The organism is Ferrimonas futtsuensis DSM 18154 (assembly GCF_000422645.1).
GTDB lineage: Bacteria > Pseudomonadota > Gammaproteobacteria > Enterobacterales > Shewanellaceae > Ferrimonas > Ferrimonas futtsuensis.
The window spans coordinates 1-21,320 of record NZ_AUGL01000032.1; the positions used below are offsets into that span (position 1 = coordinate 1).

General features: G+C 41.0%; 19 protein-coding genes. 18 read left to right on the forward strand and 1 reads right to left on the reverse strand.

Annotated elements, in window-relative coordinates:
* Positions 1 to 691: 691 nt before the first annotated feature.
* Positions 692 to 2,158 (reverse strand): peptide MFS transporter, encoded by a 1,467-nt coding sequence (locus tag G505_RS0117010; protein ID WP_028110635.1) that lies wholly within the window; start codon positions 2,156 to 2,158, stop codon positions 692 to 694.
* Between the two features lie 464 nt (positions 2,159 to 2,622).
* Here G505_RS0117010 and G505_RS0117015 point away from each other — a divergent pair, with 464 nt between their 5' ends.
* The 18 genes from G505_RS0117015 (at position 2,623) to G505_RS0117080 (ending at position 21,312) form a co-directional block, all read left to right on the forward strand.
* Positions 2,623 to 3,108: a transcription termination/antitermination NusG family protein gene (locus G505_RS0117015; protein ID WP_028110636.1), complete on the forward strand. Its 486-nt coding sequence runs from the start codon at positions 2,623 to 2,625 to the stop codon at positions 3,106 to 3,108.
* 342 nt (positions 3,109 to 3,450) lie between these two features.
* Complete coding sequence (locus G505_RS0117020) at positions 3,451 to 3,966, forward strand: transcription termination/antitermination NusG family protein (RefSeq protein WP_028110637.1); 516 nt, start codon at positions 3,451 to 3,453, stop codon at positions 3,964 to 3,966.
* Positions 3,967 to 4,300: 334 nt separating this feature from the next.
* Positions 4,301 to 7,036 carry an SLBB domain-containing protein gene (locus G505_RS0117025; RefSeq protein WP_028110638.1) on the forward strand — a complete coding sequence of 912 codons (2,736 nt, stop codon included), beginning with the start codon at positions 4,301 to 4,303 and terminating at the stop codon, positions 7,034 to 7,036.
* Between the two features lie 64 nt (positions 7,037 to 7,100).
* Complete coding sequence (locus G505_RS0117030; RefSeq protein ID WP_245568396.1) at positions 7,101 to 8,051, forward strand: Wzz/FepE/Etk N-terminal domain-containing protein; 951 nt, start codon at positions 7,101 to 7,103, stop codon at positions 8,049 to 8,051.
* A 30-nt stretch (positions 8,052 to 8,081) separates the two neighbouring features.
* Positions 8,082 to 9,068, forward strand: a complete 987-nt coding sequence (locus tag G505_RS0117035; RefSeq protein ID WP_084644044.1) for an exopolysaccharide biosynthesis polyprenyl glycosylphosphotransferase — start codon at positions 8,082 to 8,084, stop codon at positions 9,066 to 9,068.
* A complete protein-coding gene (locus tag G505_RS22830) occupies positions 9,068 to 9,886 on the forward strand; it encodes an SMP-30/gluconolactonase/LRE family protein (protein ID WP_084644045.1) in 819 nt (272 codons plus the stop codon). Before G505_RS0117035 ends, G505_RS22830 begins: the two co-directional genes overlap by 1 nt.
* Positions 9,879 to 10,820 (forward strand): glycosyltransferase family 2 protein, encoded by a 942-nt coding sequence (locus tag G505_RS0117045; protein ID WP_028110641.1) that lies wholly within the window; start codon positions 9,879 to 9,881, stop codon positions 10,818 to 10,820. Before G505_RS22830 ends, G505_RS0117045 begins: the two co-directional genes overlap by 8 nt.
* Complete coding sequence (locus tag G505_RS0117050) at positions 10,821 to 11,492, forward strand: acylneuraminate cytidylyltransferase family protein (protein ID WP_028110642.1); 672 nt, start codon at positions 10,821 to 10,823, stop codon at positions 11,490 to 11,492. It abuts the gene before it with no gap.
* A gap of 10 nt (positions 11,493 to 11,502) precedes the next feature.
* A complete protein-coding gene (locus G505_RS22835) occupies positions 11,503 to 12,438 on the forward strand; it encodes a phosphoglycerate dehydrogenase (protein WP_084644046.1) in 936 nt (311 codons plus the stop codon).
* Entirely contained in the window at positions 12,435 to 13,169 is a 735-nt protein-coding gene (locus G505_RS22840) for an SDR family NAD(P)-dependent oxidoreductase (RefSeq protein WP_084644047.1), read from the forward strand. Before G505_RS22835 ends, G505_RS22840 begins: the two co-directional genes overlap by 4 nt.
* Complete coding sequence (locus G505_RS0117055) at positions 13,166 to 14,188, forward strand: glycosyltransferase (RefSeq protein ID WP_028110643.1); 1,023 nt, start codon at positions 13,166 to 13,168, stop codon at positions 14,186 to 14,188. Before G505_RS22840 ends, G505_RS0117055 begins: the two co-directional genes overlap by 4 nt.
* A gap of 68 nt (positions 14,189 to 14,256) precedes the next feature.
* Positions 14,257 to 15,243 carry a hypothetical protein gene (locus G505_RS23125; RefSeq protein ID WP_157509271.1) on the forward strand — a complete coding sequence of 329 codons (987 nt, stop codon included), beginning with the start codon at positions 14,257 to 14,259 and terminating at the stop codon, positions 15,241 to 15,243.
* Complete coding sequence (locus G505_RS23130) at positions 15,233 to 16,627, forward strand: oligosaccharide flippase family protein (protein ID WP_157509272.1); 1,395 nt, start codon at positions 15,233 to 15,235, stop codon at positions 16,625 to 16,627. Before G505_RS23125 ends, G505_RS23130 begins: the two co-directional genes overlap by 11 nt.
* Positions 16,628 to 16,711: 84 nt before the next feature.
* Positions 16,712 to 17,251, forward strand: a complete 540-nt coding sequence (locus G505_RS23475; RefSeq protein WP_281169898.1) for an acyltransferase — start codon at positions 16,712 to 16,714, stop codon at positions 17,249 to 17,251.
* Positions 17,248 to 18,417 carry a hypothetical protein gene (locus G505_RS0117065; RefSeq protein WP_028110644.1) on the forward strand — a complete coding sequence of 390 codons (1,170 nt, stop codon included), beginning with the start codon at positions 17,248 to 17,250 and terminating at the stop codon, positions 18,415 to 18,417. Before G505_RS23475 ends, G505_RS0117065 begins: the two co-directional genes overlap by 4 nt.
* Positions 18,414 to 19,433: a glycosyltransferase gene (locus tag G505_RS22850; RefSeq protein WP_157509273.1), complete on the forward strand. Its 1,020-nt coding sequence runs from the start codon at positions 18,414 to 18,416 to the stop codon at positions 19,431 to 19,433. The genes G505_RS0117065 and G505_RS22850 overlap by 4 nt, the downstream gene beginning before the upstream one ends.
* 12 nt (positions 19,434 to 19,445) lie before the next feature.
* Positions 19,446 to 20,291 carry an NAD-dependent epimerase/dehydratase family protein gene (locus tag G505_RS22855; RefSeq protein WP_028110646.1) on the forward strand — a complete coding sequence of 282 codons (846 nt, stop codon included), beginning with the start codon at positions 19,446 to 19,448 and terminating at the stop codon, positions 20,289 to 20,291.
* Positions 20,284 to 21,312 (forward strand): GDP-mannose 4,6-dehydratase, encoded by a 1,029-nt coding sequence (locus tag G505_RS0117080; RefSeq protein WP_028110647.1) that lies wholly within the window; start codon positions 20,284 to 20,286, stop codon positions 21,310 to 21,312. The genes G505_RS22855 and G505_RS0117080 overlap by 8 nt, the downstream gene beginning before the upstream one ends.
* Positions 21,313 to 21,320 lie beyond the last annotated feature (8 nt).

Sequence of the window (21,320 nt, forward strand, 5' to 3'; positions counted from 1 at the left end):
GGGCAAGCGCAAGGCAATCGTGGCCCTAGCCAATAAACTGGCCCGGATTGCCTGGAGCATGACAGTCAGCGGCAGCCAGTTCGAGTTGAATCACGCTTTCGCAGTGTCCAAATAATCACTTCCTCCATACGACGAGAGGAATAGAGGGTACCGAGCAACCTGAGTTTGCATACCTTGATGAAAAACGGTTATCCGGCCTGGCAAGAGCCTGACATAAGACCGACAGAGAATGTCGTTCCAGCGTGTAGGTGGCCAGGTTCGGACCACATTGTGGCGCTACCTCCCGAAGGTAATACAGACGCCGGATATACGTCCGCAAACCGATCTCATCAATGTCTTGCAACTACAGGGGCGTCCATATATGTCTTTCCCTACTCTAAGCACGGTGCGAGCTAAGCCACTGGGCTCCGGCCTTCGCCGGAGTGACCGTGCTAAAGGGAGCTCAAGAGGATTGAATCAAAGCTGTACCAAACTGGCAGCCTAAAAGAGACACCGGCCATGAGCACACAGTTAGCTACAGAGAAATGCACACTCCACACGCACAATCGTCTTCCCGGCGCAGGCCGGGATCCAGTGTCTTTCGAACGCCGTCGCCCAAAGGAGATAGAGCCCTTAATCTCACGCACTGTGAAACCCACAAAAACAAAAAGCCCGGCGCTAGGCCGGGCTTTTCAAACTCAAAAGAGGGCTATCAGTTCTTGATGCCTTCGTGTTCGGCAGTTACCGCCACTTCCTCTTCCAGAGCTTCCTCTTCAGTCTTGGGGTGAGAATCCTCGGCACCGTGCATCCAATCAACCAGTTTGTCGGAGATGAAGTACAGCAGAACACCAGAGGCTACCGCAGTGATGAAGATACCGGAGAAGATGGACATCGCATTGGCGAGCTGCTCTTCGGCTGCGCCGCCGTGACCGATGAAGGAACCTACGAAACCGGCAACCTTGTTGGCTACGGCAACGAACAGGAACCAGGCACCCATCATCAGGGAAGCGATACGCAGGGGAGCCAGCTTGGTCACCATGGACAGACCGATTGGGGACAGACACAGCTCACCCATTGTGTGGAAGAAGTACGCGCCGACCAGCCACATCATGGAGGACTTGTTGGAAGCGTCACCGTCCATCTGAACTACGGCGCCCATCATGAACAGGAAGCCGATGCCCAGCAGCACCAGGCCCATGGCGAACTTCACTGGGGAAGTAGGCTCACGGTCACCCATGCGCACCCAGATAGAGGCAATCACAGGGGCGAATACCACAATGAAGATGGCGTTCAGAGACTGGAACCAGGTGGTGGGGACTTCGAAAGAGCCGATCATACGGTCGGTGAAGTCGTTGGTGAACAGGTTCATCAGGCCACCGGCCTGCTCGAAGCCAGCCCAGAATACGATGGTGAACAGACCTAGAACCATGATCACCTTGATGCGGTCACGCTCAACGGCGGTCAGAGGCTCTTTACGGACCTCGGTGGCCTGCTGACGCTCCAGCTTGGCCGCGGGGACGGTACCGATGTTACCCAACAGCTTCTGTGCGAACAGGAACTGAATCACCAGAGACAGCACCATACCGATACCGGCGCAGATAAAGCCTGCCTGGAAGTTGCCGTCGTAGGCTTCTACTACGGAGCCCACAACAATACCGGACAGGGCGGCACCGATGTTGATACCCATATAGAAGATGGTGAACGCACCGTCGCGGCGATGATCGCCTTCCTGGTACAGGTCGCCCACCATGGTGGAGATGTTTGGCTTGAACAGGCCGTTACCGATGATCAGGGTAAACAGACCGGCGTAGAACATCTCGGTTTCCATGCCTGGAACCCAGGCATGGGGCGTACCCAGCATGAATTGGCCGGCGGCCATCAGCGCGCCACCAATGATGATGGTCTTACGCTGACCCAGCAGGTTGTCGGCGATCCAGCCACCGAACAGCGGGGTCAGGTACACCAGACCGGTAAAGGTACCGTAGAGATCCAGCGCTTCGGCTTGGGTCCAGCCCAGACCGTGACCGCCTTCAGATTGAACTTTGTCTACCAGGTAAAGTACCAGGATGGCACGCATAGCGTAGTAGCTAAAACGTTCCCATAGCTCGGTGGTGAACAGCAGGAACAGCCCCTTGGGATGTCCCAGCATGGTGCCGGCTTGCGGTTTCGCTGCGCTCATTGAGTATGTAACCTTCTTTGCATTTTTAAACAGAATAGCCCGCGTCCATGACGGATGAGCAGGCGCCCCACCCAGATGTTGTGATAGTTGAAAGCGGAGGGATGCACTTGTATACCCTTTATCACCCTGTTAAGTCAATGTGGAAGGGCAGTTGAAGCCCCGGTGTCCGGGGCTTTCAGGGGCAATGAGGCATCTTCGACAAATCGTCGGGCCAGTGAATAAAATGCAGATAGTGCCCATGGTTGAACGGGTTGAGCTGCGCGTGAGGGTGATCACAATAATCTGTGCCAAATCGAGGCAAAGCTCACGGAACGAAAAACTAAAGTCGCGAACGTGATTTTTTTGACGTGAGGGGCTGGGAATGGCGTAATGGTCGTGTCACAATCTTCGGCCGTCGTTGTATGACCGAGCAGCAGACAAGGATAAGTCGCTGAAGGCCACGCTGAGAAAACAAGGAAGTACCTATGTTGCAGTGGTATCTGTTTCGCGTTCGCGTGTGTAGCGAACGCAAAGTCTCCCAGCAGGTGGAAGCCATGGGCTTCAGCACCTTCTTGCCCCAGATTCAGAAAGACACTAAGAGCACCAAGCTCAAACCTTTGTTTCCCGGATACCTGTTTATCCGACTGGATCCCTATCAGTCCGGCTTCTCGTCGGTACTGCGGCTGTTTGGGATGATTGATGTGGTGCGTACCACAGGGGAACTGCGCCCAGTGGAGCTGTCCATTGTGGTGAATCTGCGACGTCGCTGCCAAGTTCAACCACAACTGCAACAACCTGTTCCGGTAGAGATGCCTAAGCCCGGCGAATCCGTGGTGTTCAGCCATGGCGCTTTCCACGAGGTCGAAGCGCTGTTCCAAGAGATGTCCGATGACGAGCGTTGCCGCTTGTTGGTGAAGTTAATTAATCGTCAACATGAAATTGAAGTGCCTTTAAATGCACTGAGACTTTAATTCGATAGGTTGCTATTTTATTGGTGCTGTCAAATTTCTGACGATTTTGTAGTGGGTGCTTTTTGCCTTTAACATTGCTTGTAGCAATTTCGTCATAAAAGCGACGTATGATGTAAATGCCCTTTTTCCTTGCATGTTATTTTGCCAAAGGAAAACACCAAGCATTACAGCTTGATAGAGATGAATAAATATTTAACTCATTGATCTTTTAAGTCGACAAATAGCTTTTATGCAAGCTCCTTAGTTCGTTTGGTATACAGCTTGCACAAGACAGAGTCGGCTCATGCTGGTAGTATCGAAACTCTTTTCTCTCGGACTTGGCAATTTAGGAAACGCTTATTTATGTTGGGATGGTATCTGTTCAGAACCAAAGCTAGGTGTGAGCTTCAGGCTGAGCAGCAACTTAAGAGCCTAGGCTACCAGGTGTACCTGCCAGCCATCCCGAGCAAGGCGTGCGAGCAGCAGGAGGGCGCAGCGTCCGAGCGCGTACAACCGCTGTTTCCGGGCTACCTTTTCGTCCGTTTTGATCCCTTTCAGGACTCGATTCGAAAGATAGTCACCCTCTCTACCATCTCCCAGGCAGTGAAAACCTGCGGCGCACTGTCTCCTGTAGAGTTATCTCTGGTGAGAGAGTTACGAAAGCGTTGCTCGATGGTACTTGAAAGCCCTTCAAAAACAACATTTTGTTCTGGCGACAGGGTGACGGTTAAAGATGGACCATTTGCGCAAGTAGACGCCATTTTCAGTGAGACAGTAGGCAGCAAACGCTGTAAGCTATTGCTCGAAATGCTGGGTAAGGTTCAGGTCATCGAAACGGACCTGAACAACCTGGCTGTTTGCGATCGCATCGCAAGCTAACACACTACAGAATTCGGTGGCATTTGTTGCCACTACCCTCCGGCTGCGCCTAGCGGTCTGAGTCAAAAACTTGGAACTTGTGGTCATGGCTAGCCAGAAAGCATGGGCGGAGCTATATCAGGTGAAAATGTTTTTGATTTCTCATTTTCAAAAGTTTCAGAAACTTACGTGTTAGTGATCGCTAACTTGTGCTGGTTTTTTATTCGGCTCTTAATGGGCGACATTTCGGGGTGCTGACGGCAATAGCTGTTGGCTTGGGTTTGGTCTGCCTTAGACCTAATCACTGCTTGTGGTGCCACCTTGCCGGTGCCACGCATTATTCAGATACGGACAGATGAAACGCTCTTTTATCAATAAGCTTAAATCCACTTTGCTGATCCTGGGTCTTGGGATCGGTGCATTCCAGGCCAACGCGGTGTCGGTTTCTCCTCAAATGATTGAGCAGTTCAAGCAACTGCCCATCTCAGAGCAACGTCGTCTTGCCCAGCAGTACGGCATCGATCCCTCCATGTTAGGGGGAGGCGGTAGCAGTTCTCAGGGAATTCAACAACCACAGCAGCCAGTAGTTCAACCTCGTCCTTCTGCAGAACCAGATTCTGTTACGCCTAGCGCCAGTGCGGTAAGTGCCAAAGAGGAGCAATCCCTGAAGCCCTTTGGTTATGACCTTTTTGCGGGCCAGCCCACTACCTTTGCGCCTGTTTCGGACATCCCTGTGCCCGCCGACTACCGCATTGGTCCTGGCGATAGCATCAACGTGCAGCTCTATGGCAAGGAGAGCAAGCGCTTTACTCTGGTGGTAGACCGCCTGGGTAACATCCAAATTCCTGATATGGAGCCAGTTACGGTCATCGGAATGGCTTATGGTGAACTCAAAGAGGCGATACAGGCTTTCGTCGAGGAGCAGATGATTGGACAAAGTGCCCATATCAGCATGGGAGAGCTACGTTCTGTTCGCATCTTTGTTGCTGGCGATGCCTACAATCCTGGTTCTTACACAGTCTCTAGTCTATCCACCGTATCTCAGGCTTTGTTTGTCGCTGGTGGCCTTAAGACCATTGGCTCCCTACGCAATATTCAGGTAAAGCGAGCCGGCAAATTGGTTGCCACTTTCGACGTTTATGACCTGCTGATGCGCGGTGATGCGTCAGGTGATGTGCGTCTGCAATCAGGTGATGTCGTGTTTATTCCACCAGTAGGCGCGACTGTATCGGTTACCGGTGAAGTACTTCGTCCCGCCATCTATGAGCTCAAAGGCAGTGAAACCATGGCTGACATCGTAGCTATGGCTGGCGGGGTTAAACCTGGAGCTTATCCCGCAGCGTCAATTGTTGAGCGCTTTGGAGACGATTATCTGAAAGAGGTGCTGCGGGTAAATCTTACTACTTCACAAGGCCGTAATCAGAAAGCTAAAGGTGGAGATACCTTAGTGGTTCGTTCTACTTCAGCGCTTGCTAATGACTCCATTACTTTGCTTGGTCAGGTGACTCGTCCAGGACAGTATCAATGGACGCCTGGTATTCGTCTAAGTGACATTCTTGCTTCGGTTTCCGCAGACCTTACCTGGAACGCAGAAACTGAAATGGCCTTAGTAGTTCGTCAAAAGAACGTTCAGGGTGACATAGAGGTCCTCGGAGTAGATCTTCTGGGAGCCATTAGTACAAAAGGCAGTCAGAAAGATTTGGTCTTAAAAGCCAACGATAAGCTGATTGTGTTTTCTGACCGAGATGAAGCCTTGGATCGGCGCCAGCTTGGTAAATTTTTTGCGAAAGTGAAGCAAGATCAGACCCTTCAACAAGTTGCAAAACAAAACTACCAACAACTCGAAGACCAACAATTGGCAGAATTGGACAGTAACAAGAAGCTGTCTTCCGTCGCTGGTGTTGCTGTAACTGAGAGCATCTCTGCTGAAAAGCAGAAGCAGAAAGATTTGGTTCTTGCAAATTTGATGCTTCTTGGCCTTTTTAATCAACCAAAGTTGATTGCATTGTCCGATCAGATGACCCGACGAGAATTGCTGTTCCCTGTAATGGCAAAGCTTCAATCTCAAGCTCGCTCTTCTTCTCGTTCTGAGGAGGTTAGTGTAACCGGTGATGTTCGCTACCCAGATAACTACCCACTCATCAAGGGTGCTGCAGTTGCTGATCTAATTAAGTTGGCAGGTGGTCTCAAAGAAAGCGCTTATCTTCCCAATGCTGAACTATCACGCTCTTACTACGACAACAGCGAAGGGATGCGAGTGCAACATTGGAATATTGATCTGACTAAGGCAATGGAAGGGGATAAGACTCAAAACTTAACTTTGGCCAGTCGTGACCGATTAAACGTTCTCACTAAGCCTTCCTGGGCCACTAACGAGACTGTTGAAGTTCGGGGTGAAGTCCGTTTCCCTGGTACATATATCATCCAGCGTGGCGAGACCCTCAGCGACGTTGTTGAGCGTGCCGGTGGATTTACCGATTATGCATATCTCTATGGCGCGGTATTCACTCGTGAATCGATGAAAAAACAAGAAGCTTTGGAGATACGACGGGTTACTAATTCTCTTCGAAAGGAGATTGCTAACCGAACGTTATCTCAACAAGGTACTTTTGCGTCAGTGGCTGATACCGATGCAATGCTCGCCCAACTTGAACAGGTACAACCTGTAGGTCGACTAGTAATTGACCTTAATTCGGTGATGGATAAGTCAAAAGCTGAGGACTTTAGAGTAGAAGCTGGCGACCTTCTTTATATTCCTCCTATGAGGCAGGTTGTTTCGGTTATGGGTGAAGTTCAACATGCGACTGCCCACAGATACAATTCCGTTCTTTCTCTCGAAGACTATATGCGTATGTCTGGAAATACGACTCAACGTGCAGATGACAGTCGCACTTATATAGTACGAGCTGATGGTTCTGTGATGTTACCAGAAGAATCTTACTGGTTTGGTGGGAAACAGCAATTGAAGCCTGGTGATACAGTAATTGTTCCTTTGGATACTAACTACAAAGATAACTTAACTCTATGGAGTCAGGTTACGAATATAATATATAATTCCGCCGTTGCGTTATCCGCCCTTAATGTCTTATAAGAAATACTCATATTAAAGACTTGTAAGAAAATGAATGGTTTTGGCTTGGCTTATGACAACTAATGTGAAAGAATTTGAAAAATCCTCGTGTGGCGCTTTAACATACGAACGTGTAATGGATGAGCACCTTACCGTTAGGGAAATGGCTGGCATTTTATGGGAGTGCAAAATTCAAATAACATTGACAATGATAGCCTCAGTATTTTTGTCAATTGTTATTGCACTGTATTTGCCAAATGTTTATCGCTCTGAGGTCTTGCTCGCCCCTGCCAGCTCAGAATCAAGCAATGGATTGAATGCTCTGGCAGGCCAGTTTGGGGGCTTGGCATCGATGGCTGGATTAAGTCTTAACGGTGGTCAGGTAGATAAAAAAACAATTGCAATACAAGTTCTTAAGTCGAAGGACTTTCTTTCTAAGTTCATAAAGAGTCATAATATACTGTTGCCTTTAATGGCTGCCGAAGGCTGGGATTTAGAGTCAGATAGTCTTATCTATGATAATTCGATATATGACGTAGAAGAGAGTAAATGGGTACGAAAGATTAAGCCGCCAAGAGGAGCTGTTCCTTCAGACCAAGAAGCAGTAGAAAAATTCTTGGAGATACTCACTGTTCACGAAGATAAAGAAACATCACTTGTTAGTGTTTCAATCGATTTCTATTCACCTCATCTTGCGTATGAGTGGGTATCAAAAATTGTTGAAGATATAAACTACGAGATGAAGGTAAGGGATCTCGCTGAGGCAGAAAAAAGCATTGAATATTTGACTAATGAAATTCAAACTACTCGCCTTACAGATATGCGATCAGTACTTTATCAGTTAGTCGAAGAGCAAACGAAAACCGTAATGTTTGCAAAAGTTAGAAAGGAATATGTCTTTAAGACAGTTGAAAGTGCTGTTTCCTCAGAATTGCCAATCAAGCCTAAACGACTAATAATTGTTATAGTCGGATTGATTTTAGGGTTGGTTTTTGGGATCGTAACTGCACTAATTAGAAAAACAATTTTTAAATAAGATCATGGCTCAAGTAGGTAAGGATTAGCAATGACAGTAAAAAGAGCTAAACTTGATGATGAACTAACCTTAAGCTTTTCTGCCAAAACAAAAAAACATTTAACTAAAAGGGATGCTAAATTTTCTAGGGTTATATATGTTTACTGCCCTAACCAGGAAGTTGAAAAAATTAAAGCAATTGCAGAGAAGTATGACTTTCAAGTTGTTTTAAATGACTACAGCTTAACTACAGTATCTGATAAAGTTATCTGTCATTATCAAAGTTCTGCCTTGACGCAAGTTGAACAGAATTTCCTGATTAAGTCTATTAAATATGGTGCATGGGTAGAGCCTTTTGTTTCTTATTTGGATAGACGCTTTGGATATACTGAAATTGAACTTTTACATGGTGGTTATTTTCTTCACCAGAAATCGTTTTCAATCTTAAGTTCACGAAAGACTCAAATTGCTAAGAGGGCTCTCGACTTAGCTGCTGCGTTGATATTAGGAATTCTGTCTCTTCCTATTTGTATTCTTACTGCAATTTTGATAAAACTAGAGAGTAAAGGCCCTGTATTCTATAAGCAAAATAGAACTGGTCTTTTTAACAATGAATTTGAAGTGATAAAGTTTAGGTCAATGACTACTGATGCCGAAGCTCAAGGAGCTCAGTGGGCGCAAAAAAATGATAGTAGAGTTACAAAAATAGGAAAGTTTATCAGAAAAACTCGAATTGATGAATTGCCGCAAATCATCAACATCATAAAAGGTGAAATGTCTATCGTAGGACCGCGCCCTGAGCGAGAGGTTTTTATCGAAAACCTTGAAAAGAAGATACCTTATTATCGCTTCAGACATGCGGTCAAGCCAGGTGTTACTGGATTAGCTCAGGTTAGCTATCCATATGGTGCATCTGTTGAAGATGCGGAGTGGAAACATAAGTTTGACATTCACTACATCAAGCATCATAGCTTTTTATTTGATATTAAGATTTTGCTTTTAACTGTCAAAGTTGTTGTGTTCGGAATGGGTCAGTAATGAATTTGGTTTCAAAAAAACGATGTATTCTTGGTGAGGGAATATTTCTTAATAGAGAAATTCAAGTTGTATGTTGGCTAGATATAGAAAAATCAACATTGTATTCATTAGGTTACTCTTCAAAGTTGATTGATGAACATGAAGTGTTTCTAGATGATAAGCCGTCAGCCATAATTTCCTTAGAAGGTGATTCCATAACATTTCTTTCAAAAAAAGGGATTTGTAAATATCTTAATGGTGCCACAGAGGTTTTAAGGGTAATTCCAGAGCTTGAAGAAAAGGAGCATTTTCGTTGTAATGATGGTGTTCTATTGGCTGATGGAAGAATTGTTTTTGGCACTATGAGCGAAACAAATACTAAGGACCCGGGTCATCTCTATATTTATTCTCCGATTGATGATGAATTGTTTAAAAAAGATCAAATACACATACCAAATGGTTTTATAGAGCTTGATGATGGAATATTAATATCAGACTCACTTAAACAAGTCATCTATAAATATGACAAGTCCCTCATGGACAAGAAGGTTTGGCTTGATTTAAGCGATGGGCATCTTGTTCCTGATGGTGGAACAGTGGGACAGGATGGAAAAGTATATATTTGTATGTGGGACGGATTCTGCATCAATGTATATAGCAAAGATGCAATCTTACAGAGAAAAATAAAAGTGCCTGTTCAAAGGCCTACAAATTGCGCCGAAGACAACGGAACACTATTTTATACGTCTGCCTCTATCGATATGAGTGATTCTGAATTATCGAAAAGTCCTTTGTCGGGAAAACTATTAACTGTGGAACTTGGAGAAGCTAGTGTCTAAATCGTTGGTTAGCGTTATCATTCGCACGTTGAATGAAGAAAAACATTTGGACGAGCTTCTTGCTGCAATCAACTCACAGACGAAAAAAGAGTTCAATATTGAAGTTATTATAGTTGATTCTGGATCAACTGATTCAACCTTGACGATTGCAAATAAATATGGATGCCGTATAACGTATATAGATAAAAATGAATTTACGTTCGGTCGCTCTTTGAATATAGGTTGTGAATTTGCAGATGGAGATTATCTTGTATTCATTAGTGGACATTGTATTCCTTGCGATAAGAACTGGATCGAGAACTTAGTTGCGCCTCTACATCAGAGAAAGTGTGATTATGTATACGGTAGACAGTTAGCAAGAGATACGACTAAATTTAGCGAAATGCAGCTATTTAAAAAGTACTTTCCAGAAGTCTCCAAAGTGCCTCAAGAAGGTTACTTTTGCAACAATGCCAATTCAGCAATTAGAAAAGATGTGTGGGAATCGTATAAGTTCGATGAAACTTTGACTGGTTGCGAAGACATGTTTTTAGCTAAACAAATAATCGCAGAATCTATGCATCTTGGATATGTGGCTGAGGCTGCAGTTTTTCATATTCATGATGAATCATGGGAAAAAGTTAAAATTAGATATGAACGAGAAGCTATAGCATTACAAAAGATAATGCCCGAAGTTCATATCAGCCTATTCGATTTGATGAAGTTTATTTCAATTGGAATAGCTAAAGATGTGAAGGCTGCCATTAAGCTTGGCGTATTTAATAAAGAATTTATTTCTATCATTTGCTTTAGGTTTGTTCAATATTATGGTGCGTACTTAGGTAATCATAATCATAGAAAATTATCTCAGCAGATGAAAAACAAGTATTTTTATCCTCGAGTATCTGACATGAACGTTGTTAGTCATGACTTGAAAAGACAAAAGGTGAAGTAGATGTCGAAAAGAATTGTAGCCTTACTGCCAATGAAGGCGAATAGTGAGCGAGTCAAAGGAAAGAATTTTAAAAACTTAGCTGGAAAGCCTCTATTTCGTTGGATATTAGATTCATTACTTGAGATAAAAGAAATCGATCAAGTAGTCATAAATACTGATGCAAAAGAGATTCTTCAAGAAAATGGACTGGTTGAAGATGATAGAGTAATAATTCGTGAAAGAAGAAAAGAGCTCTGTGGTGATTTTGTGTCAATGAACTTAATTCTGGAGGACGATATAAAGAATGTTGAGGCTGACGTGTACTTAATGACGCACACCACAAACCCTCTACTCTCATCGGATACTATCAGTAAATCGATTAATTCGTTTAACGAAAATAAAGACTTCCATGATTCTCTATTTACTGTTAATAAGGTTCAAACTAGATTCTATCGCAAAGACATGAGCCCGGTTAATCATGATCCAAATAATCTTGTAAGAACTCAAGACCTTGAGCCTTGGTATGAAGAAAATTCTTGTTTGTATATCTTTACAAAAGATAGTTTTTCAAAAACTGGAGCTCGAATCGGAGAGCGTCCTCAAATGTTTGAGACTCCTGCACTTGAGTCCGTCGATATTGACGAGCCAGAAGATTGGCTGATGGCTGCAGCACTTGCTGAGACACAGAAGTAGGAGATCAGACATGAAAGTACTAGTTACCTGTCCCCCCATGTTGGGTATGAAGGAACAGTTCCTTCCTCTCTTTGAAGAATATGGAGTTGAGGCTGTTTGTGCAGATGTAATCCAGACTTTATCAGAGGAAGAGCTTATTAGAGAGTTGCCAAAATATGATGGTTGGATCATAGGTGATGACCCTGCAACTAGACGAGTTTTTGAAGCGGGAAAGTCTGGAAATTTGAAAGCTGCGGTAAAATGGGGTATCGGCGTAGATAATGTCGATTTTGAAGCTTGTAATGATCTTGGAATACCTATTTCCAATACACCTGATATGTTTGGTGGAGAAGTAGCTGATATAGGTGTCGGTTATTTGCTTTCTCTAGCAAGAGAGACGTACTTTATCGATCGCGAAGTTAGAAAGGGAAATTGGCCTAAAAATCGTGGTGTATCACTTTCTGGTAAAACAGTTGGTCTAATTGGATATGGTGATATTGGACGTAGTGCTGCTAAGAGATTAGTTCCTTTTGGACTAGATATAATTGCATTTGACCCTGGTAAGTCAGTCATTGAAGATGAGGGCGTGACGTTATGCCAATGGCCCGAACGGATAAATGAATGTGATTTTCTACTTTTTACCTGCTCATTAAATAAGCATAATGTTCATATGCTAAATGAGACTGTTTTAAGTGACTGTAAGCATGGCGTTAGAGTTGTTAATGTAGCAAGGGGTCCATTAATTGATGAAGAAGCTCTTTGTAGTGCGCTGAAGTCTGGCAAAGTGCATTCTGCCGGGCTCGATGTTTTTGAAGTAGAGCCACTGCCAAAAGATAGTTATTTACGTCAGCATCCTTTATGTATTTTTGGCTCTCATAATGCTTCCAATACATCTGATGCTGTTGCAAAAACTAATAAAGTAGCTATCGATAAATTAATGTCTTTCTTTGGTAAGGAGAAGATTTGAGATCTGTTATTTTGACAGGTGTGAATGGCGGAATAGGATCCGCCATTGCACATTATCTCACTAATCAGGGATATAAGGTCATTGGTATCGATATTTCCGAATCCTCTGATGTAGTTGACCATTACATTTCTTTTGATTTGTCACTTTTATCTGTTTCTGAAAAAAATATAGAAACTCTAAAGGAACAAGTGCTTAAGCTGAACAGTGATTCAGATATATTTGCATTGGTAAACAATGCTGCAATTCAACGACTAGGTGGAGTTGAAAACGTTTCCTTAGATGATGTTAGTAGCTCCCTTTCCGTTAATGTTATTGCTCCTTTGATGTTGACGAAGGCCTTTATTAGCGAGTTGGACAAGGCAAATGGAAGTGTTGTTAATATTGGTAGTATTCACAATGGATTAACTAAGCCTGGATTTGTCTGTTATGCAATGAGTAAGGCTGCATTAGCAGGAATGACCAAGAGTTTAGCAGTAGATTGTGGCCATCGCATAAGGGTGAATGCCATTCAGCCAGCGGCTGTAGAAACCGACATGCTAGTTGAAGGGTTTAGAGAAACGCCGGATAAGTTAGATGACTTAAAAAAATATCATCCTACCGGTAATATAGGTAGTCCATATGAAGTTGCAAAATTACTTCATTTAATGATATCAGATGACTTGCCATTTCTTAATGGATCAGTAATTGATATTAATGGCGGAATTGGCTCTAGACTACATGACCCAATATGAATAAAGTATTACAGATAATTTCAGATATAGATAGGCCATCGGGTATTAAGGCTTATTCGGATAACTTCTTTAAGCAGCCGAAATTGAAAAAAAGCTTAAGTATATCTAGTTTCAGCCTTACAAAATTAAAAACGATTAGTGATCTGAGAGAACTCTATCGACTAATGAATAACAGCCAATTGGTTTACAATCATGAGTTATATTCTTTAAAGGCGTTATTGGTATTCTTTATATCCATTTTTTCAAAATGTGAGATGGTAATCGTCTCTCATGGAAATTTGATCGTAGAAAAAGATACGGCTTCACGTAGGAAAAAGAAGTTCTTTCTTTTCATTGTTAAGCAGTGCCTTAGGTTTACTTCGGCAAAAACCCAATATCTAAATGATATGGAGCTTAATCGCTCGCAAAAAATAACAAATTTTAGCTTTATATGTCCTCCGTATTGTAAAATCAATTCTTATGGAGATGAAAATGAGTTAAATACGCAGATTTCAACTAGATTCCGGTTTTGTTACCTTGGGGCGAACTATTTCAATCGAAAAGGCTTCGATAGAATGTTTAGTTACATTAAGCTCGCAAATGAAAGTGGTTACAATTGTTCATTGGATCTAATAGGCGTCAATCCTACGGAGGAGATAAGGCACCATCTAATAGAAATTGGTTTGACTGAACGTGTCAACTTTATCTCCCCAATTTATGGCAGAGACAAAATTAAACTTTTACGCGAATATGATGCTTTGATGTTGCTGTCTCGCTCGGAAGGTTGGCCTGTAGTTATTCAAGAGGCTTGTCAGATAGGGTTACCTACATTAGTTTCCAGAGAAACTAATGTAAGTGATTTTGTTGTTGAGAATTCGTTAGGGTTGGCGTGGAACGATAAGGATATGACTATTGGCCAACAATTGAACACTCTAAAAAATATGGCCTCAGAGAGACAGAAAATTCAGAATGGTTTTCAATTAATAGAAGGCCATATAGGCTTTGAAAAGCTACTTGATTTAGTTCAACATAAAGTATGATACACATATTGCTTTTGGGTTACATTTTTCAGGTATACCCATACATTGGTCTGCCAAGAGAGTTGGCATTGTTGCCTATTGCAACAATATACTTTTTGTGGTTATTGAATAATCCTAAGCAACACCTTATTGGATTAAGCTTATGCTTGATTTTCCTGTGTATTTCAATTGTTTTTTCTCAAGAGTTAAAAGACATTTCTGCACTTGTCGGTAAAGTTCTGATATGCTTCTTAGTATATAGTGCCACATCAATATACATCAAAGATGTGGATAGGCTAAAAAATGTTATATATATGGTGTTTTCTTTTTTGTTATTCGAAGCGCTTCTGCGTTCGATGTGCATGACACCAAGTTTACCTCTTTTACTCGCGGGGCCTCTTTCATATAAGACTGAGTGTAGTCCATTTTTCTTCGATTCTAATACATCTGGAAATATTGTTGCATTGCTATATGCAATACTGCTGTATACGGCAAAAAGTCACAAAAAAATAGTGATAATCTCAATGGCTTTAGTTCTAGTTGTTCTTTCACTGTTGACAGCAAGTAAGGCTTCATTCATTACATGTATTTGTATATCTCTTCTTTATATATTTGAAAAGATAGTAAGAAGTGATGGCATTAGGTTTGCTATTATTTTTTCTGTAGTTGTTATTGTTGGTGGAATCGTCATTGGGTTGCTTTCTTTTGATCCGTCATTTGCAAGTAAACTAGATTTCGTAACCCATTTGTTCCAGTCATTATTAGATAGGCCTCAAGATTATATCTTTGGTCACGGGTATTATACCGGAGCTAAAGCACTTGCTGGAAAATTAGAGTTTGCACATATTAACCCTGCGTTAGTTATTGGCACTTGTGGCTTGCTAGGAGCTATTCTATATTATGGCTTTATAGTGAAGTCGATGTTTTATAGTGCTAGCTCATTCATGATGTTATCAGCATTTTTATTACTGAGTCTGAGTTATCTCCCTCCTTTTTTTGATTATTACTTTGTTTTAATTGCGATGGCTGAGCGAGCAATTAAGCTTAATAGAGAGAGTTTAAGGATTGTTAGCTAGATTATTGAAAACATTGGGTGTTCAGATCTTTGTTGCATTAGGAATACTGATTCTAACACCGGAGTTATTTAAAGCTCTTGGAGCTGATGATTTTGGAATTCTCTCATTATGTCTATCTGGCTTAGTCCTACTTAATTATGTGAATTTTGGAATACCTCAAGCAGTTTTTAAATATTTGGGCGCAGATAACCCTATTGAAGATAAGGTTAGATTCTTTGTATCTTCAGTACAAGTTAATATATTGGTTGGTATTTGTATATCAGGCCTTTTTTATATTGCACACGTCATTTTTTCCTTGCCGAAGTTCTTAGATAGTTTGTCAACATGGTTGATGCTTCTCATTCCAGTTGTTATGGGAATTATGGTGGTGAGAAGCGCGCTCGAGGGTCAAAATAGCTTTGGTTTTGCGTCGTTACTTAGAGGTGGCACAAACTTTTCTTATTTCCTTTTTCCTTTTCTTGGTATCAAGAATGAGGAATTGAACTTTTGGCTTTTAATGCATCTTGCATTTACAGTTATACTACTGTCGTTGTCGTTGTGGCATGTAAGCAAAAAAATGAATATATCATTCACGAGAGTTCATTTTTGTTATGAAAGCGTATTGGAAGTTCTTAAAAGTGGAACTCCATTTTTTGTTGTGTCCCTAAGCGCAATCGGACTATATTATTCGGATAGGATGATCTTGCCAGCATTTGAGTCATTGGCTGCTGTGGGAATTTATCTTTTAGTTTATGATTTAATTACTCGTCAGAGTATCGTGTACGGTGCCTTATCTCAGATTCTTTTTTTGGACGTTCAAAAGAAGATGAGTAATTCATTAACCACTTCGTCGGCTATTACTGCTGTATCTCGCTTTTGTAAACCTTTTCTATACTTGCAAGTAGTCGCATTGGTTATGTGTATTCTGCTGTCTGATTACTGGACTGGATATTTAGGTATATCATTTGATGATGTAAAATATGTATTGCTTTTGATTTGGGTAGGCATATATTTTAACGTTGTGTGCACTCTATTTTATAAAGTGCTAATAGCATATGACCTCGAAAAATCATTTGCATCTTTTTCAGTTAAAGAGGTGATGTTAGTATTGCCACTTATGTTTGTTTCAATTTACTTTTTTGGTACTATTGGAGCCTCAGTTGTATATCTTATCCGATCTTCTTTGGAAGCTTTTATAGCGCTGAGAATATTAGGCGCTACTCAGCGTCAAATTTTAAACATCTTATTGCCGCTACTTGTAGTCAGTCCTGCACTAGGCGGTGCTCTTTTCTTTGGAGTAGGCGATCAATTTTACTTTGCCTGGATATCTCTATTAATAACGTGCCTTTTGGCTCTAATTTTGTTTTCGATGCTTACATTGAAAAATGTTAGAGCAGGAATATAGAAGGCCTTTAAGGCGCATAAATATCGATAATTTTGGTCTCACGTCATTATTGAAACGCGTATAGTATGAACCAAGAGGTGTTCTTTGATTAAAGTACTTAAAAAGATAACAGGATTTGTTCGAGGAATGTATTGGGGCCTAAGTCCATCTGTTAATATTAAGTCGATGAAAACGAACATCGGCCCTTTCTCTTTATTAAATATTGAATCAGGCAAACTAGTCGCAAAGGGAAGGTTAAAGGCAAGAAGCGGCTTCATACTAAATTTAATTTCCGGTAAAATTGATATAGGAAAAAATGTATTTTTCAACTCTGGCGTGTCGATAAGTTGTCAAGAGTCAATATCGATTGGCGATGGCTGTATCTTTGGCGAAAATATCAAAGTATATGATCATGACCATGTTATTAGTTTTGGAACTTCTTATTGTGATACAGGTTTTAAGTCGAAGCCAATTAAAATTGGAAAAAATGTTTGGATCGGCGCAAATGTAGTTATATTGAAGGGTGTGAGTGTCGGAGATAATAGCGTCGTTGGAGCTGGTACTCTTTTAAATAAAGATGTTCCAGCTAACTCAATTTGTATAGATAAACGGCAGAAAAAATTTATATCTGAGATAAAGAAATGAAGATAGGTTTTTTTGAAGTAAGACTATTTGGATTGACTAGGTTTCCAAAATGGATAGCTGAAGAAATTCTTAACGATCCAAGAAATGTCGGTGTTGAGTTTGTATTTTTTTATGACCAAGATGACGTCATAGATAAGCAGTCAGTAATTTCAAGTCTACCTGAAGGTTCGAAGGTAGTAAAGGTGGACCCTAAGTCAAGTAAAAGCCTAGTTAAGCTTTTAAATTCCTATCAGATTGATAGGCTTATGGTTACAGCGCAGAGAATCCCCGATAGTGCAGTTATTGCTTGTTGTAAAAAGCTTGGTATAAAAACTATTATGTATCAACACGGGCTTTATATACCATTTATGAAGCGTGAGGCTTCATTATTTTATAAAAATATAATAAAAACTATTCGATATGCACTGTATGCAAAAATTGTTGGAGAGTTGTCGGGAGAAAGCTCGATTGATACCCTAAGAAAGTTTTTGAACATTTTCGTTTTTGGAAAAAATTATAGACAAGCAGGAATATCTCTAGATAAGGTGAACGTAGATAAAGTTCTAGTATATGGGACTCACTGGAAGTCCTATCACAATGAACAGTACGGTTATTTAGATTCGTCACAGGTAGTCGTCGGTGCACCTGATTTTGATGGTTGGCCGAGAGTTGGGTTGAAGCCAGTCAGTGGAGAGGTCTGCTACGTTGCTCAGACTTTGGTTGAAGATGGCAGACTGGCTAGGCCGTTAATGGAAGATTTTCTTCGCAAACTAAGCTTTGCTGTAAGGAAATCTGGTCTATCTTTGGTGATTAAACTACATCCAAGAAGTGATATGAGCTTGTACGAGGATTTTGTAGAATTTGCGAAATTTGAAAGTTCTAACTTTCCGCAATCACATATTTATATAGGACACTATTCTTCGATCTTGTCAAAGGCCACTTTCGTTACTGATAAAATTTGCTTGATAGATTTTCCTGGACATGATATCCCCAGTTATATTTCTTTGGTAGCAAATAATAGGATAAATTATTCTGACATTGACTCTCTGTTAGAGTACTTGATGAATGCTAATAGTGAAGATATTTCGCAAGGAGTTTTAAATGATAACATACAGAAGCAAGACCACTATTTTGATAGCTCTGTCATAAAGCCCATTCAGGCAGCAGCTCATGAGGTTTTGAAGTGAAAGAAAGTAAAGTCGCCGTAATTTGTAATTCTAATAATAATGATTTGGTTTATCTCTTTGAAAAGAAATGCAAAAGACTGTCAGGGATGGCAACATTTTACTCAAATATTAAAAACTCTAAGAGATTAAGTGTTAGTGTTTCTTCTTTTTCAAAATCTCCAGGATTATCATTCGGTGTTATCTTAGATTGCTTCTACTCTTTTTTCCTTTTGAGTTCACTATTATATAGGCGAGTTAGTGTAGTAATTTTTGATACAGCCCACATATCAAATATTCCAATAGCAATTTTATTAAAGTTATTTGGTATAAAAAATATTTTTACAGTACATGATTGGAACCCGCACGAGGGGAGCCAACAAAAGTCAGTAAAAATCTATAATGAATTTGTAGATAAATATCTAGCTGATGAATATATTGTTTTTTCACCAGCTAATTCAAATAAAAAAGTTTATGAGTTAACTTTATCTGGCTATAACCACTTTGGTGGGGAGCCTAGCGAAGACTATTATCTCTTTTTCGGTCGGATTGAACCGTATAAAGGACTTCGACATATGAAGATGATTGCTAAAAAACTAGCTGAACTCAGCGGCGAGGAAAAAATAATTATTGCCGGAAAAGGCTTCGACCCTGCTTTGGAAGAACTGAAAAGTTTAGAGAATGTTGAGATTATAAATAGGTTTATAGAGGATGACGAATTGGCCAGGCTTATTGCTAGGTCAGTCTCCGTTCTGTTGCCCTATGACTCCGCTACGCAAAGCGGAGTGGTCATTCATGCATATGCTTATGATAAACCGGTTGTCGCCTTTGATGTTGGCTCTATTTCCAGTTATGTAGTTTCAGGTAAAAATGGCTTTGTTGTCGAACATGAAGACCATGGGGAATTTGTAAAAAAAATGCTCCTTACAAAAAACAACAATAAAGAGCTCGTTGAGGGAGTAAAAGATGAGTTTAAAAATTATGATGATAACGCGTTGGTGAGTCAATATAGTGACTTAATTTCAGGTTTTTATAACTAAAGAGTTTTGTAAATGAGCTTAACGGTCATTCTTGGTTCATCTGGATTCATTGGATCTAATTTAGTCCAATATCTTCAGCAAAATAAATTAAATGGACTTTGCTCTGCGGGTCGATATGATTGTGAAATAGACATAGACTTGGAAAGTGGCGAGTGGGATTTAAAAAATATTCCTAAAGGAAGTACATTTGTATTTCTTTCTTCTATCTCTGCTCCTAGTATATGTGATGGAAGTCCTGAGCTTGCGCGAAAAGTAAATGTAGAATCTACTATTAAATTAATTGAAGAATTAATTGATAAGGGTGTTAAGGTAATATTTTCTTCTAGTGATGTTGTTTTGGGTGAAACGACAAAGCCTAAAGGAGACTGCTCTGACCCTGACCCAATGGGTAACTATGGGCAAATGAAATTCGAAGTTGAAAATAGGTTTCTGAAAGAACCAAATTTCAAGGTTATTCGATTTTCCTATGTGTTGGGAAAGGGAGATAAGTTTACATCTATGTTGGATGAGTTCGCTGACAAAGGTGAAATAGTCGATATATTTGATGGATTTAATCGTAGTATTGTTGGTCTTCAGGATGTAATGAAGGGTATCGAATCCCTTATAAATGACTGGGCTGTATTCGAAGATAAGGTTTTTAATTTTGTGGGGCCTGAGTTAGTTAGCCGACTAAAACTAGCAGAGATGTATAAACTTTTAGTTAATCCTAATTTGGAGTTTTCTAGTTCTGTGGCTCCTGACGAATTTTGGCTTTCTAGGCCGAAAACAATTAATGCTGTAAGTAGTAATTTTGAAAGACTTTTGGGTAAAAAACCAAATACCATTTTGGAAATATTAGAGGGTTGGAATAATGACTAGCGTATTGATTACCGGATTTACTGGTCAGGTTGGTTCTCAGTTGGCTGACTTTTTATTAGAGAATACTTCTTACGATGTTGTAGGTATGATGCGTTGGCAAGAGCCGATGGATAATATTTATCATTTAACTAAGAGAATTAATGATAAAGATCGCATTGAAGTCGCTTATGCGGACCTTAATGATTATACATCGTTGTTCAGTTTAATCAGCGATAAGAAGCCAAAGTTCATTTTCCATTTGGCTGCACAATCTTTCCCAAGAACTTCATTTGATATTCCCGTTGAAACTTTGCAGACGAATATTATAGGAACCGCAAATCTACTGGAGTGCGTTCGAAAACTCAAAGACAGCGACGGATACGATCCGGTAGTTCATGTTTGCTCATCTAGTGAGGTTTATGGACGAGCAAAAGTAGGACAAGCACTTAATGAAGAAACTCAATTTCATGGCGCAAGCCCTTACAGTATTAGTAAGATCGGCACCGATTATTTGGGGCAGTTTTATGGCGAAGCCTATGGTATTAAAACTTTCGTAACTCGAATGGGGACTCATACTGGACCTCGTCGAAGCGACGTATTTTTTGAGAGTACTGTAGCTAAACAAATAGCACTTATTGAAGCGGGCTTACAAGAGCCTGAAATTAAGGTAGGTAATCTAGCTAGCGTTAGAACCTTTCAGGATGCACGGGATGCTGTAAGAGCTTATTACTTACTTGCTGAAGAGAGTGCTAAAGGCAAAGTACCTAAAGGTGAAGCGTTTAATATCGCTGGGGAAGAAGCCTTCAAACTTCCAGAAGTTATTGATTTGCTGCTAAGTTTCAGTAGTCGAACCGATATTACAGTTAAAACGGACACAGATCGTCTTCGCCCCATTGACGCAGATTATCAGATGTTCGACAACTCAAAGATTAAAAGCTTTATTGATTGGAAGCCAGAAATTCAGACTAGGGACATGTTTAATGATCTTCTTAATCATTGGCGGAAAGAAATCTCTAGCGGCCGGATCCCTCTCAGTCGATAAGGAATTGT